Origin of the sequence: Microcoleus sp. S13_C3 (assembly GCF_036700905.1) — a bacterium.
Taxonomy (GTDB): Bacteria; Cyanobacteriota; Cyanobacteriia; order Cyanobacteriales; family Microcoleaceae; genus Microcoleus.
Genome location: NZ_JAUBPT010000064.1, coordinates 14,283 through 29,768, shown reverse-complemented (window position 1 = coordinate 29,768; position 15,486 = coordinate 14,283). Strand labels below are relative to the sequence as shown.

Annotated in this window: 12 protein-coding genes; 5 read left to right on the top strand and 7 right to left on the bottom strand. The window is 46.0% G+C overall.

From position 1 onward, the window contains the following. Positions 1-42: 42 nt before the first annotated feature. The 3 genes from QUA16_RS18360 to QUA16_RS18350 are packed head-to-tail and all read right to left on the bottom strand — an operon-like array spanning position 43 to position 5,226. Positions 43-486 carry a PIN domain-containing protein gene (locus QUA16_RS18360; protein WP_333103926.1) on the bottom strand — a complete coding sequence of 148 codons (444 nt, stop codon included), beginning with the start codon at positions 484-486 and terminating at the stop codon, positions 43-45. Beyond that, on the bottom strand, positions 474-713 hold the full coding sequence (locus QUA16_RS18355; protein ID WP_333103927.1) for a hypothetical protein: 240 nt from the start codon (positions 711-713) through the stop codon (positions 474-476). Before QUA16_RS18355 ends, QUA16_RS18360 begins: the two co-directional genes overlap by 13 nt. A 19-nt stretch (positions 714-732) precedes the next feature. Next, a complete protein-coding gene (locus QUA16_RS18350) occupies positions 733-5,226 on the bottom strand; it encodes a WD40 domain-containing protein (protein ID WP_333103928.1) in 4,494 nt (1,497 codons plus the stop codon). 830 nt (positions 5,227-6,056) lie between these two features. Here QUA16_RS18350 and QUA16_RS18345 point away from each other — a divergent pair. Next, a complete protein-coding gene (locus QUA16_RS18345) occupies positions 6,057-6,413 on the top strand; it encodes a hypothetical protein (RefSeq protein WP_190740317.1) in 357 nt (118 codons plus the stop codon). A gap of 52 nt (positions 6,414-6,465) precedes the next feature. Here the strand turns inward: QUA16_RS18345 and QUA16_RS18340 are convergent, their stop codons facing one another. From QUA16_RS18340 to QUA16_RS18330, 3 genes are all read right to left on the bottom strand, one after another. Further along, complete coding sequence (locus QUA16_RS18340; protein WP_333103929.1) at positions 6,466-7,434, bottom strand: YegS/Rv2252/BmrU family lipid kinase; 969 nt, start codon at positions 7,432-7,434, stop codon at positions 6,466-6,468. Positions 7,435-7,823: 389 nt separating this feature from the next. Further along, positions 7,824-8,666, bottom strand: a complete 843-nt coding sequence (locus QUA16_RS18335; RefSeq protein ID WP_333103930.1) for a DUF3891 family protein — start codon at positions 8,664-8,666, stop codon at positions 7,824-7,826. A 66-nt stretch (positions 8,667-8,732) separates the two neighbouring features. Continuing rightward, entirely contained in the window at positions 8,733-10,334 is a 1,602-nt protein-coding gene (locus QUA16_RS18330; protein WP_333103931.1) for a metallophosphoesterase, read from the bottom strand. A gap of 226 nt (positions 10,335-10,560) precedes the next feature. Between QUA16_RS18330 and QUA16_RS18325 the strand changes: the two genes are divergently transcribed. Both QUA16_RS18325 and QUA16_RS18320 read left to right on the top strand, forming a co-directional pair. Then, on the top strand, positions 10,561-10,785 hold the full coding sequence (locus tag QUA16_RS18325; RefSeq protein ID WP_333103932.1) for a hypothetical protein: 225 nt from the start codon (positions 10,561-10,563) through the stop codon (positions 10,783-10,785). Positions 10,786-10,816: 31 nt separating this feature from the next. Next, positions 10,817-11,992, top strand: a complete 1,176-nt coding sequence (locus QUA16_RS18320; RefSeq protein ID WP_333103933.1) for a DNA cytosine methyltransferase — start codon at positions 10,817-10,819, stop codon at positions 11,990-11,992. Here the strand turns inward: QUA16_RS18320 and QUA16_RS18315 are convergent. Then, positions 11,958-12,182, bottom strand: coding sequence for a type II toxin-antitoxin system HicB family antitoxin (locus QUA16_RS18315; RefSeq protein WP_333103934.1), 225 nt, complete (start codon positions 12,180-12,182; stop codon positions 11,958-11,960). The two genes, QUA16_RS18320 and QUA16_RS18315, sit on opposite strands and share 35 nt — an antisense overlap. Positions 12,183-12,454: 272 nt before the next feature. On the opposite strand from QUA16_RS18315, the gene QUA16_RS18310 reads away from it, so the two are divergent. Both QUA16_RS18310 and QUA16_RS18305 read left to right on the top strand, forming a co-directional pair. Beyond that, positions 12,455-14,488 carry a hypothetical protein gene (locus QUA16_RS18310; protein WP_333103935.1) on the top strand — a complete coding sequence of 678 codons (2,034 nt, stop codon included), beginning with the start codon at positions 12,455-12,457 and terminating at the stop codon, positions 14,486-14,488. After that, positions 14,481-15,479, top strand: coding sequence for a hypothetical protein (locus tag QUA16_RS18305; protein WP_333103936.1), 999 nt, complete (start codon positions 14,481-14,483; stop codon positions 15,477-15,479). Before QUA16_RS18310 ends, QUA16_RS18305 begins: the two co-directional genes overlap by 8 nt. Positions 15,480-15,486 lie beyond the last annotated feature (7 nt).

Here is a 15,486-nt window from a genome sequence, read left to right as displayed (position 1 = left end):
AAGACAATTGATCTCTGATAATATTCATGCGATCGCCTATGATTATGATACCAAAACATCACTCAGGATGACAACAGATAGATTTGGAACATTACGAAATCCATTGTCATTGGTGAGAAACAGCGTACAGCCTTCACTGATGGCTGTCGCAGCATGAATAGCATCAGGGGTTTTGAGATTGGTATTAGCCCTTAAATTAGCTGCTGTTCTCAGTACAGATTGAGTGATGGGAACTAGCTGTATTTCTGAGGATAATAAAAGTTGTTCGTAGTCACGGACTAAAATAGTGTTAGCATTTTTCAGAGGGAAAACTAAGGTTTCCAGTAACGTCAATTCACTGGTCATAAGTTCAAGTTCACCTGTTTGAAACTTCAGCCACAATGGTTGAAGCAGCGAATAGTAATTCGGGTTAGCTTCAACGGTGTAAATAATGACTTGTGTATCCAAGTAAATTGTAGCAGAGGATGGTAGGTTTAGCTGTCCCATGAGTTTCTTTCTTCTTGAAGTTCGCGGTCAATTTCTGCAACTGTTCTGGAAACGTGACGGCTGCGGATTTCTGTAAGCAATTCCAACACTTTACGCCGCCCCCCTTGAGGCTTTTCTGGTATAATCACAAAAACTTCAACCTCTTCGCCCACCGATCCAGGCGGCACTTGAATTTCAAGTTTATTTCCTGCAAGAACTTTGGTGGTAATCCGTATTGCTGATTGCATATTTCCTCCTTGGCGATGATTAATTTTCAACAGCCCCTAAAGCTTTGAGCGTGCATTTTTCAACTTCAGTTAAACCCGTAACTCCTGCGATATTCATCTCCTCATAAAGTCTGTCACTTTTCAGTATTTTGATGCACTCACCAGTCTCAAAATCCCAAAGTCTAATTGTGCCCTCACGACTGCAAGCAGCAATAATTTTTCCAGTTGAACTGAAGGCAACTGAGTTAATTCTACTGCTATGACATTGCAAAATTTTTAGACATTCACCTGTACGAATATCCCATATTCTTACCGTTCCATCTACACTTCCACTAGCAACTATTTCACCAGAATAACTAAAGGCAACTGAACGTATCCAATCAGTATGCCCCTGTAAGATTTGGAGGCATTCACCAGTGCGAACATCCCATAATCTTACTGTTCGATCGACACTTCCACTGGCAAGTATTTCACCGTTCTGGCTAAAGGCGATCGCGCGTGACCAACCCGTATGCCCCTGTAAGATGTGGAGGCATTCACCAGTATGGATATCCCACAGCCTCACCGTTCCGTCAAAACCTGCACTGGCAAATATCTCGCCCAAAGGACTGAAGGCACTCGAAGATACTGAACTTTTAACCCCTGGCAAGGTTTTGAGGCATTCGCCAGTACGGATATCCCACAACCTCACCGTTTGATCGTGACCTGCACTAGCAAGTATTTTACCCGAAGGACTAAAGGCGATCGATCGTGTTTCATTGCCAAATTCTGGCAAAGTATGGAGGCATTCACCACTGCGAAGATTCCACAGCCTCAGTGTTTGGTCGTAACTAGCGCTGGCAAGCATTTCACCCGAAGGATTGAAGGCAACTAAGTTTACCCGATCGAGATGCCCGTGCAAAATTTGGAGGCACTCACCGCTGCTGACATCCCACAGCTTGACTGTTTGTTCGTCATCGGCGCTGGCAAACATTTCACCGTTGGGACTGAAGGCGATCGACCTTACTTGAGTGCTATGCCCTTGCAGCGTATTCAAGCATTCACCGCTGTTAATATCCCACAGCTTCAGCGTTTTATCATAACTGCCGCTAACAAGTATTTCACCGCCAGGATGGAAGGCGAGTGACCCTACTCGATCGTTATGCCCTTGCAAAGTATTCAAGCATTCACCGCTGTTGATATCCCACAGTTTTGCTGTGCGATCGTGACTTCCACTAGCGAGTATTTCGCCATTTGGACTGAAGGCGATCGACCGTATTTGATCGAAATTTCCCTCCAAAGTTTTGAGACATTCACCAGTACCTATATTCCACAGCTTCACTGTTTTGTCGGCGCTACCACTAGCAAGTATTTCACCAGTAGCATTGAAAGCAACTGAAAACACGTTTTGAGTATGACCGTGCAAAATTTTCAGACATTCACCACTGTTGATATTCCATAGCCTTAATGTTTGGTCACCACTCCCAGTGGCCAACATCTCACCAGCAGGATGGAAAGCCACTGAAAATACAACTTTAGTATGGTCTTGCAAAATTTTGCAGCATTCACCAGTGTGAATATCCCATAACCTGATCGTGCGATCGAAACTCCCGCTAGCGAGTATATTTCCATCTGGGTTGAAGGTGACTGACATTACTGATTCGGTATGTCCGTGCAAAACTTTTAAACATTCACCAGTCTTGACATCCCATAACTTGATTGTATTTTCATAACTCCCGCTAGCAAGTATCTTACCGTCAGGACTGAAGGCGACAGACTCCACCACGTTGGTATGTCCTTTGCAGGTCAATATTTCTCTGTAACTGCTAGCTTCCCACAAGCGAACTATGCCATCAGTATCACCTGTAGCTAACAGTTTGCCATCTGGACTAAATATTACCGATCGAACACTGCCAAAAATTTTAGCAAAAACAGATTCGGCTAAATTCGCTTCAGCAAAATTGACGCGGCGCAGACTAGCATTTGTAAAATCAGCACCTAAAATAACTGCACGAGAAAGGTCTTTTGCTTCTAACGCAGTGCCATCGATTTTCACCAACAGCGTCGCCGCATTCCCTCCCACATAACCTATCTCACTTTCAGTTTTTCCCCGCGTTGCTTCGAGAATTTCCAATAATTCCTCCGTAGCTGCCCCTACATCGAGGCAGGGCCGGCACGAGGACACCGCCCCTACCATCGGTAACAACAAATCCATGACTGCTTTCGTCAGTGGCGCTTGTCCGAAACTCTGACGGATTTGGCCTAAATCTTCAGCAACAAATCCCTTAAAAGGCGCGATAAGTTCCTGCTTATTTCTTTTCTCTGCCTGAAGCCGGCAATAATTAGACCAAGTATATTCTTGAGGTTCTGCATCAGGATTGACACAAGACTGTTCCGGCGCAACTAATTCGGTAAAATCGGCAGCCAAAACTCCCAATTCTGCTGCAAATTTATAAGCGACAAAAAACTCTAACAACGAACGATGCGCCGGAGTATAATCCCCATCTGCATTGCGGATCAGCATCGTTTGACCCATCATGTCATAGTGCCAGTGGTCTAAGTCTTTTTCCTCTTGCACGACGGAACCAAACAGGCTGCGAATGCGATCGGGAAAACCGCGATAATTGATACTCATTTGGTTGGTAGACAGCATTTCCCAAGACAGTTCGCACAAAAAGTAAAGCTTATCTGCTACAGAAGTAAAAGTACGTTCTGCTTTGATATCTCTCTCTATCTTCCGCCGCACCGCATACAGATATATCCGCGACATATCGACTGGTTTTCCAGCTTCAATATCGGGCAATGCTTCCAAAATTAACTCTGTCATCACCGGGCGCCGCGCTAAATCCAATAACTGCGGGTTTCCCATCACTTTTTCTACTGTCGCCGCTTCTGTTTGAAATGACAGCGCTTGCCCAATTTGCTCGTCGTTAAATTTCTCTAATTCTAAGACTTCAAATTGGGGAGTTTCGCCTGTTAAAATGGTTGTTGATGCTTGCAGTTCTGCATTGAACAATGCCCGTCCTTCCTTGCCTTCAGGAAAGTGTTCGGTACGGCAAGTGAGGATGACTTTTGCGCCGGGAACGACGGCTTTTGCTAGTTCCCAGAAGTTGTTGATGGTTTCTTGCCGATCGCACTTAGCGGCCATTTCATCAAAACCATCGAAAATCAACAGAAACTTGCCCATGCGATTGAGTTGTTCAAAGGCAGAATAACCCGCCAAAGGTATCTCGTGCTTGCGAAAGAAGAACTCGGAAAATAGCGACTCGACACTAACTGCTTTGGCGTAATCCCGCAAAGGAATTACTAACGGCAAACGCGGACGTTCTAAGCCGCGCTTTTGAGCATATCGGTAGTGTTGCAGCGCCATCCAAGCATAGTGCATCGCAAACCAAGTTTTCCCGGTTCCAAATTCTCCTAAAACTGAAATATGTTCTTTTACTGGATCATTCAACCACAGGTCAATATAACCTTCAATCCACCCATCTCGCTCTCCATAATGACTCACGCCTATCTTGCGGTGAGTATCGGGGTCAATTTCTTCTTTTGTACAAGCTAGCGGCACATATTTGGTATCAATTCCCCGGCTGGTTATTTCTGTTTCTAGCCAATCCAGATAAGCGGAAAAATCGGCATCTTGGTCGAGTAATTCATCGAAAGTATAGCAAGCTAGATCGCGGTTTTCGGCTTTTTCTACCTCATCCCGCGCGGCGCGACTGATGCGGCGGGCGGTGACTAACCAACCTTCATCGGTGCGCTGTTTTTCCACGGATTCGCGCAAGGCTGAGATGTCCCTGAGTCCGGCTTCTCCGGCAATTCCGCGCACTAAAATGCGATCGTACTTTTTGCGCCTGACTGGAACATTGATAATCAATTCAAAATAGTTATCTTCCGAGATTTGATAGGTTTCAAACTTATAACTTAATGTTTCAAACCAACCGCGCACTTGTTGTGATAAAATAAAGAGTTGAGAGTTGTGAATATTAGTCGATCGTGCTGCGGGAAGTGCGGGATAATCTTCTGCTTCCAAGCGCGCAAACTCGGTGCGAATTCCTTCCAGCGTGGGAAGGCGTTCGATGCGATCCATTACCATAGATAGGCGTTTTTGCAAAGAGGCGATCGCATTTTCCATCATCACATCTCCCAGCGTCCGCGTCCGCTTTGCGACTTCCATAAACACGGCGGCAAAGGCCATAAATTCCCGTCTGGGGTCAATGCCTAAATCTCGAATTTCTTTGCCTAAAGCACTCTCATTCAGATAGTCATCGCCTGCTTTAATTAAAATGGCTGGGCTATCGGACTCGAAGGCTTTGCGAAATGCTGATTCAATCTCTTTTTGGCGAAACAGTTCTAAAATCTGCTTGGGTTTGCCAGCGCCGTACTCTACTAAAGTATAAACATAAACTCCGCTAAAATCTGCCGGCGGAGCATCGGGGTCGAGGTTAAATTTTTTTAATAGTTTGATGACAGTTTCGTTGCGCTGAAACTTGTCTTTGATGGTGCCGAAGGGAATTGTCGTCAGGATACTGATAACTAAGTCGAGACTAATTAACATGATTTAGGCTTTCCTGTTTTTCCGTGGAAGTAATGCTCAAATCTAGAATCGGTAGGCTGTGTCCCTGAAATGCGCTGCGGGCGATCGCAAACTGCTCTATTTTTATGTTAACCCATCAGCCAACAGTCGCCCACTGACAGTCCGAGATTTTCACAGATATTCGCACAGTCCGACATCCCGCCAGGGGTTGAAACCCCTGTCGAGAGAGCGAAACTCCTCTTGCATAGGACTGTGGAACCGTATTTTTATTTAGTAATTTGATTCAACCCAGATATTGAATGATATCAAATCTATTAACATCAGAATTATTAATCTCTCTCTTCTCTTTCTCTGTGTTCTCTGCGTTCTCTGTGGTTAAATCATTCCGATCGAACGCTCGATGTTGCACAAAGAGTCAATAAAGGGATTTTCGATGGGGTCGGGCGGCTTTATTTAACCTATTTGCACCCCAAAAGGCTCTAGGCGAACCCGCCCCTACATCACACGAATGGTGCCACATATCATATCCAACCGAAATTGATATGATATATAATAAGATTGCTTGATGAAATTCAATTCACAACTCCGAGCATTTTGAATAAATTCTTCAGTCCTCTTAAGAGGACTTTAGCTTTGAGGCAGGGGTTGAAACCCCTGCAGGACTGTCAGATAGTGCGAAATCAGACGGCGGAAAATCAACCAAAAATATTACCTTTTTTCCCGCAACATGACAACGATAATATCGCGGAAAAACCGACATAAATTGTAGTAATAATAGCTCTCATATTAGTGGTCATCTCAGAGTTGGCAAAGTTAAAATATAGATAACTAACAAATAAAACTTGCTATCTATGAAAATACAATCTTCTGTCTTAGTCCACCTGGGATTTGGCAAATATGTACGATCCGATCGAGTAACAGCAGTAATACCAATTGAAGAAGAACGGGGGCCTGGTCGGCGCACTTTCGTGCACGTAGACGGCGAAGCAGACCCGATCGTTGCTTCGCGCGCGGAAGATACAATTGTTCGCGATTTGGTGCAGGAACCGCGCGAAATAACTCAAGCTCGGCAGCAACAAGAAATCCTGCAAGATTTGCTTGCCGATTTGAGCAATGTTAACGTCACCGTGCGCCGCATCAGCCGCGATGAAGGCGGACTCGACCTCGAACGTTTGGAGCGCCGCATTCGCCAAATTTTAGAAGCCTAAAAAACAAAGACCGCCCGCGCGGTCTTTCTTATTGTTTGTGTCGCTAAAAATTTTAAGTTGAGGGTTTCAATGTAATTTCGATGTCCGCTAAACCAGTGAGTTTTTCTACCACCGGCTCTTCTTCAATTCGCGGTACAAAAATAGTTAAACCTCCCGGAACGCACTCAATAGAAACCGGAGTCATGCCGATGATTTCCCCATCTAAAACCACTTTTTGAGGCGGATCGGTAGTAATTTTTATTTTTTTTGCCCGCAAATAACCGATGTCGTCGCGATCGGTAGGATTGCCACTCAAAGCTGTTTGCAAAAGGTGATAAGAAGCTGCGATCGCCCCAGCTTTATTCTGAGGCGCAACCAGAGTCACGTCCAGCAAGCCGTCATCAAAAACAATCCCCGCCGGGCCTTGAGCTAAAATCGAAGTAGGCGGCGCTGCATTCGCCACGGTGACGGCCACAGCAGTAAGGCTGATAATTTTATCTTCGGTTTCGATTTCCGCTTCAAATCTTTCTAAATTGTTTAACTGTTTAATTCCTGAAAGAATGTAAGCCAGCATTCCCCAGCGATTCTTCATTTCGCGATCGGCTAGTTCGACAGTTTCTGCCTCAAAACCCACTCCCGCTAACAAAACCATCGGCATTTCACCGTTGCAAATCGCTGCATCCACCACCCGCGTCAACCCTCCAAAAATAGTGGCGCAGGCGGTTTCAATTGTATTCGGAATATCTAAAGCATTAGCAAAAGCATTAGCCGTTCCCCGCGAAATAATTCCTAAAGGAATATTTGTGCCGACAATCGCCCCAGCAACTGCTGATAATGTGCCGTCGCCCCCGCAAGCAATAATTTCCTCAACTCCTCTATCAACTGCTTCGCGGGCGATTTGATCTGCGTCTATTTCTGGGGTTGTCAGCCGAATGTCTAAGTCAATAAAAGGGTCTAAAAGTTCCTGAATTCTAGCTAAGTCTTGGTCGGGGTCGCTGTTACCGGCGACGGGATTGAAAATTAGACAAGCTGAACGTTTCATAGTTGGTAATAGGTAATAGGTAATGGGTAATGGCTGAACTGAAACCCTCGATTTTTTTTCGTTTGTCTCGAAGTTTCGATAGCCATCGCATCCCCCTTAATAAGACCCATTTTGACTGTTCTTATCCCCCCCTGATTAAGGGGAGTTAAGGGGGAGCAAGACTCAACTATAACGCTGATTGATATCATGTCCGATCGAGTGACCGCGATTAACAGGGCGGGTTTTTGAGATTGTCAATTATTGGCAAATATTTTTCGTGAACCCGCCCCTACCGTATTAGGGGTAATCGACCCAACATAATATGAGACATGGTTTTAAGATTAAGTTAACACAAATGCCATGCCCGCTAAACTTCGACAACAACCCTCACCTATTTTTCAAAGGTTTAGTTAAGACTTCACAAAAGTCCACTCTAAGACTTCGCGGGGAGCTTTGTGCAGCGCTTCCTTAATTTCCTCGTTGCTATCAAACTTGACTTTATCCAAAAGGCACGCTTCGACGTTCACAGTAAACTTATCTTCTTCAAAAGGCCAAGGAGTTACAGTAACGAGTTCGTTGCTGTGCTGTACAATATCGTAGCGCTTACCGTCGGGGCCGACAGTAATTTCTAAAGCTCGTTCTCCGGCGGGTAACTCGCGGCAGCAAAGAATTAATGATAGCCGATCGCACCACTGGAAAAAAGCATAAGCTGCCTTAGCATCTTCCTGAGAAATATTCAACTCTTTTTGCCATTTTTTTTGATTTTCCAGTTGTTCGTCCAAAAACTCGTCGAGTTCCTTCGACTCTCCCCGCTTTCCTTCATTGAGATAGCTCATGTGCATAGAAATCAGCATTGCTACCCACCTACCGCGATATAGGGCATTCTGCGTCATGGCTTTAATTTTAGGCAGAGAAGTTTCCGTCTGCAACGTAAAATCAAAGGGCGCGCCCGCTTCAGTCAAAATATTTTCTTCCCACTCTTTCTCCAAATCATCGTGATGCGAAATCGCGGCTATGGTTTCGTACAAGCGAAGCGGAGATTTCGAGCGCTTCCACTGTCCGCCAAGTTGGGCGGCGAGCAAAGCATGGGCGCGGTGGTAAATAATTTCCCAGCCGGTGGCGGTTAAGTTAGCAATCATGGAATTTTTCTCCTGAATTAAGTGAGGTTGGTTTTGTGGAACAGGTATCTTGCCTGTTTGGGCGGGCTCGCGTGCCCAACCCACAATCAAATTGAATTTTTGTGGAACAGGCATCTTGCCTGTTTGGGCGGGCTCGCGTGTCCAACCCCTACTCCCCGCAATCAAATTGAATGACTGATGCTAAATCACAAAAGGTTCGATCGATATCTCCTGCCATTTCCCCTCAAATCGTTCGACAACCATAGGTCGGATGCGGAACTTCGGGGGGCATCCGTCGAGAACATCAATCCGCAAACACGAATAAGGACGGCGTTTGTGGGAACCTTGGCCGCTGCGGCCGACAAATAGCAAAGATTCCGCTACCCGCCTGCTGGCTGTTTCGGAACCAGACTCCCGCGCCAACCGATAAGCTTCAGGACTCAATGCTTCCTGCAACATCGGCCCTTCCGGGCGCTGGCGGCGGAGACTGTGGCCGCTTCCCCCGCAGACAATCCAATTAATCCCAGAGTCGCCATGTCCGGTATTCCCTGTCCGCAGGTATTCCAAACAGTGAGCGTGGCCAGTCAGCACCAAATCTACAAGCGGACGCCCCTGCGCCACCTCCCCAACTGCATCAGCCACCCCATCGAGTACCTCGCGCAATCGCCACCGAACCGCCAAAGTTTGAGCTTGATTCCACTTTGTCGCCTCGGTCACGTAGGGGGGATGGTGCAGGTAAATTACCCGCCCCCGCACCTCGGAATCGCCCCAAGAGTTAATCAGCCTTTTTTTCAGCCATTCGAGCTGTTCAATGTCGGTGGCGGCTGTTTTGTCGGGGGACAGTTGTTTGTCAATATCCATCAACATTTCGTCAACTTGCTCTAATTTGGCGCCCAAGTCGTCTAGCTGTTCGGCTTCTTCGGGAATTTGGGGGTTGAGCCGATCGCACATTTCGAGCATTGCCAATTTTTCTTGTTCCAACTTCTGCCGATCGAGTTCCAAATCCTGGCGGCGAATGTCGCCCTGTTTGGTTTTCGGGATCGGTAATGGTTCGTTGAATGTGTTGGAGTCGAGGGCGAAGAAGTCGATGCCGCCACTGCGGAAGGTGTAGTAGCGGTTGGGTAAGCGGGTAAAGCGTCCGGGTTGGTAGCGGAGGCAGCGGCCTGTGCTGGTGCTGGCGGTGTAGTGGGCGTCTAGGTGGCGATCGAGTTCTCCCGGCATTTTGTGAGCTTTGAGGTAGTCGAGAAAGGCTTTGGCGTAGGTGTTTCCGCGATCGGAACCGTGCCAGCCGACATCGAGATCCAACTTGGAACCCAACAGCCGGCGCAGCGGCAAAGCTGTCGCCGACAGAATGCCGTAGACTATCGGCAAGTCGTAATAGTCGTGGTTTCCCGGTACGGGCAAAAACGGAAAGTTAAACACCATGCGATCGTAGGCAATCCGAGACGGATGCTCGCCGCCGACTATAAATTCTCGGTAGGGGCGAATAAAGTTTTGCAAGTAATATTCGCTGGAACCGACGAGATAAACTACATCGCCCGTGTGGAGGACGAAACGGCAGGTTTCGCGCTCCGAGACCATCTGTTCGGCAATCTGCCGCTGGGGATTGTAGCCGCGGTGATTGCCCGTGCCGCTGTCGCCTACGACTAAAAACGAAAACTCTGGAGAGTCGGTGGTTTGAGATTCCAAAACCATCCGAGTTTGGTCGATTCCCCGATGGACGATCGACTGTTCTTGCCACCGCACCCGCTCGTTCATTTTGCGGATTTTGACTTTTATTTGCGGGTCGGAAACGAATTTCAATTCACCTCTTCTCCAAAATTGCTGAGTTCCTAGTTAATAGTGTAGCGATCGGGCGAGTTTTTACATCTCTCTAAAAGCTGAAAATCGACGCGCGGGTACTCAGAAACCTGGTTTTTAGGAGAATACTGCCTGACAACTGACATATTGCACCATTCTCAATAAGCCTTTTAGGAACAGGCAAGATGCCTGTTCCACAAGAAAATTCACTCTTTGTGGAACAGGCATCTTGCCTGTTCTTGAGAATGGTGCAACATCTCAGTTAGAACTCACATCTTGTCGCATTCTCAATAAGCCTGTTATGGGCGGGCTCTGGGGTTCACCCCACAAGAAAGTTCACTCTTTGTGGAACGGGTCGGAAAGCGTGTTAAGCGAGAATGGTGCAATATGTGAGACGATCGCACTCTCCGACTCCAAGCGCGATCGATCCCTACACCCTGCCCGAAATGGGTAACATCAGATAGAACGTAGTAAAAAAATATAAAATGGAAGCAATACAACTGTCTTTATTCTCAAATGAGTCAGAACCAAGTCCTGTCAAAAAGCAGAAGAAAGCAAAATTAGGGCGTTACGAACGCATCCAACGCGAACTAGAAGCAAATGACTGCGACCCCTACAAGATATTCATTGATGTTGAATCTCAGTCACTGCCAAAATCCGACTATACATTTGTCGATCTTTTTTGCGGTGCGGGCGGCATGACCCAAGGTTTATTGCAAGCAGGTTTTCGACCAGTAGCAAGTGTTGAAATTAATCCCATCGCCTCGGCAACTCATACAAAAAACTTTCCAGATTGCCATCACTCGTGCGGCGATATAAAAAACTTAAATCCCCAAAAGTTGCTCGCTGAAATTGGTTCGCCAGAAGTTCATGTTGTTGTAGGTGGGCCGCCGTGTCAAGGCTTCTCAGTTGCAGGAAAACGCAACCCCAACGACCCTCGAAATCGCTTATTTAGAGAGTTTGTCCGCATTGTCTCTGAAATACGTCCTTGGTATGTTGTCATGGAAAACGTACCCGGAATATTGACTATACAAAAAGGAGCTGTTAAGCAAGCCATTTGCGAGGCTTTTCAGGAAATTGGCTATCCCCATATGTCGGTTGCTGTTCTGGAATCAGCCGCCTATGGAGTCGCGCAAATCCGCCCGCGAGCCATTTTTATTGCCAATAGATTCGGGATGCAAAATCCCTATCCGAAGCCGCAATTGTTTCCAGAACAATACAAAGCGATTGAGTCAGCAATTAATGATTTACCAGAGTATACTCGCATACCGGAAATTAACCACGAATGGACTCGTCATTCTGTTGAGTACATGGAAAGACTTGCTAAAGTTCCACCTGGCGGTTCTTTGTATGAAAGCTACGCCGATGCTTTCAAGCGACAGTATCCGGGAAAACCGAGTATGACTGTTAAGGAAAATCACGGCGGCACTCATATTCATCCTTATCTCAACCGCGTGATTTCAGCTCGTGAAATGGCGAGATTGCAAACTTTCCCGGATTCATTTATTTTTGAAGGTTCGATGAAAAAGGCTATGTGGCAAATTGGAAATGCCGTGCCGCCCCGCTTAGCAGAGTGTATCGGTTTTGCACTTATTCCATATTTGGCTGACATTGCTTTGAACAAATTTAAGCATCCTGAAATAATCGTTCTAGCTTCTTAGTTGCTGGTAATAGTTTACCTTCAGCTTGACAACTCTCGATTAGTAACTCTAGTACCTCTCGCGCATTGTAGATAGCTTCTTCATAAGAATCTCCGTGAGTTACTGGTTGCATTACATCCTCAAATTCAGGCAAAAATACGACAAAGCATCGCTCTTCTTCTGACCATTGGATAACAATTGTATATTTCATGGTTCTGTCTCCTCTGCTTCGATTTGCTTGAGCGCCTCAATTGTTTCGTTGACTAACTTATCTAAATAATGTTTCTAACAATTATTGTCTTTGTTGGGCGGTTTCCTCGTAAGTGTGCCGATTGCAAGGCTACCTGATCTCAGTAAATTAACGCAAGCTGACAACAAAAAGTTTATCTTCTTTTGACCACTGGACGATCGGAGTATAATGGCTATTCATGGGCTATAATACTTGAAATTACCAAGATCACTTAAATTATATGAAATATAAAGATGGATTATTTAAAATGGAATAATTCAATCGCAGCTCATTTTTTCAAAAAGGAAATGGCAGGGCGCAGCGTTCACCTGTATGTCACAGAGGAACTAATAACAGATATTGGTCAAGAAAGCGGTGCGGATCTTCCCGATTTTATTAAGGCAGTTAAGGCTGGTCCTATTGGGGTGCAAGGGAAGGGCATCTGCGAGAAAGCCTTGCAGAGTATGGATGACTGGAAGTACCGACACGGACAAAAAGGTTATCCTCTTTACATCGGCTTTTTGGCGCTATTCGTCCTCGCTGCTGGTATCGAAGAAGATTTTGCAGCCCATGCCTACTACCGCCGTCTCCGGGCATTACTGCGTGAACAATCTACATCTGGACAGTATCGAGGCTTCGACCAGATGAGGAGGCTTTGGGATGACTTAGCGCGATGGGCAAATGAATACAAATCAGGTGAAGTAGGGATCTTCAATATCAACAGTGCTGGGCGTCGGATTCATGTTGGCATACCCATCGCCCAAACTCTTTTGACTGAAAAAGAGCGTCGCGCACTACCTGCTATATTTGCGGCTGCTGACTTAGATCCTGTTTCACATCCTACTGAGGGGGCGATCGCACCTTTGTTAGCCAAGCACGGGCGTAAACAACTGCGACCACCGACGCTGCGCTTATTAGAAGAAACCAGGGACAGTGACGAACATCGCCAAGCATTGCTCGAATGGATTATTGATGAATTGCGTGGTTGGGATGGAACGGCTGAAGTTTCAGATAGAACGCAGATTTACGGACTATTGAGATTGTGCTGCCAACTCGATCCAATTGCCAAACGCGCCACTATAACCTTGCGTTGCAGTACAAAACACGAATTTTCAGAAGACGATTTATTGTTATTTTCCGATGGTAATTGTCAGCCCTTCTCTTGTTACGAAGATAGTGGGGGTTGGTCTTCAACTCTGATATCTGAGTCAGACGGAAAACCACTGGTTGCCTCTGAATTTGATTGGTTGAAAGGTCTGCAAGTGCGTTCTGATGACTCTAAATGGTGTTTTAGGCTGCCAGCATCACCCATTCGAGTATTCGTTGATGGAGGTAGTCAGGGATTACCGGGATTTGTAGAAGTGCGACAGTTGCCCATTCAAAAGCCATTTTATTTAGCAGCTCATCAAGAGTGTTTGGAATTGCTGACAAGATGGGGAAACTCTAGCTGTCAAGACTTTGAAAATTTGCAAATCATAAATGGTTTGCCCAGTGGGTGGCACTTCTTCAAAGCGAAGGGTGCTTACAGTGACGAGCTTGTTAAACGAGAATACCCAATCTTAGCTTTCCCGACTAATATACGCCTAGAGTTAGTTGGGGGAATCCGCCTGGAAAAAGGTAATAAATTCTTTAAATTTGCACCGCCAAAATTGGTGCTGCAAGGTGGAAGCGAATCAATAAAAGTATATTGCAACGCTCGCCTATTAAATTCCACGGAAGCAGCAGATATTTATGAACTGCCAGCCGATACTCCAGCGGAAACAAAGTTGCTAATTGAAGCACGCAGTGGAGAGGATATTATCAGGCGCTGTTCTCTGTTATTGCTAGAAAACTATTCTTTGCCATCCCAAACCAATTCCCAACAGTTCGATCGCTTCGGGAAGCTCCAGACAGGAGATAATGGGAGCGCGGGCGTTGCTGGCGCATTTGTGCAGGGCCTTGATTTCCCGGACTTTAACTTCAACACTTTTTTACCAATACAAGGAAAGCAGCGGATTTTTTTTGTTGGTAAAGAACCAGGTCAAATAGCAATTTGGCCTGCGGAATCACTGCCTACAAATTGGGAGCCTGTTTGGGCTATTTCCAAAGGTCGTCATCGCGGTCAAGTAATGTTTTGCAGCACCAATTTAGCCGAGTCACAACCGTCGATGTCAAAGTGCAAAGACCGCAAGAAGATGCGGGCTTGGAAAGAAATATTGTGGCACGATCGCAAGAAAATTTCCCCGCCCGATCGTTCTAACTTGAAAGTATTGTGGCAACAGTTTCAAAAGGAGGCAGAACGTGTCTGAAACTAGCGAAAAACTGCTCTACATTATTTCGGCAAAAAAGGAAGTGACTTGGCTATCCTTTAAGGAAACCTTTGATTATTTGTATAATCTTGAGACGGGGGCGAGGGAGGAAAACACGGACAAAGACGGAATTAAGAATAAAAGATTTCAAGTAATTCGCGCCCTCGATTCTCTGGGTCACTGTGACTTTAATTTTAGCGATGATAGCAGCAAGAGTAAGGTCTATGCTGCTCCCCCTCTATTGGTGCGATTGCCAAGTGCCGGCTTTCCTCAAGCCATTTTAGCAGGAGCGCGATCGCCTACTACTATTCAACAATTATCAGATGCTTGTCAGTCTGTGGGAAATCACATCAACGTTGAAATCCAAGAACAAGCGAGTGAATTAGGGCTGATACCGAAGCGAGTGGCTGTACAAGCAGAGGATATAAGGGAATTACAGGCGATCGCATCTTCTGTCGGTATACCTTTTATCGAAACGCCTTCAGCTTGGTCTTTGCTGCATTTTGCCGCGAGTATTGACGACTACTTAGCTACCCTCAAATGGTCTAACGCTCCAGAATTGAAGTGGAAGCACCAAACCTTTAACCCTATTTCTTTACAGTTTATCGAAAAAACAGACACTAATATCCGTATCAGCCGATACAGTCATCCCTCCCGAAACACAAAAATTTGTTATCTTTGGCAAGACGGAAGGGGTACGGAAATAGACCTTGATTGGGGAAGGTATGCCGTTCTCAAAGCACTGCGGCGGAATGTCCTAATCTACGACAAACGCAGATTCACTATGGCAGTACCAGCCAGCGCGAATCTGCCGCGACTCCTAGAAAGAGCCTTGACTCTTTGTTCCGGTTATGCAGCAACATATGTAACAAAATTGCCGCACGATCCGCAAATTCAGGGATTCAAGTTATTCTCCGCCATTCCCCCTCAAATAGCAGAAATGACCGCAGCTAAATTAAGGCAAACACTTTTGTCGCAATCTTTAATATAACATACTG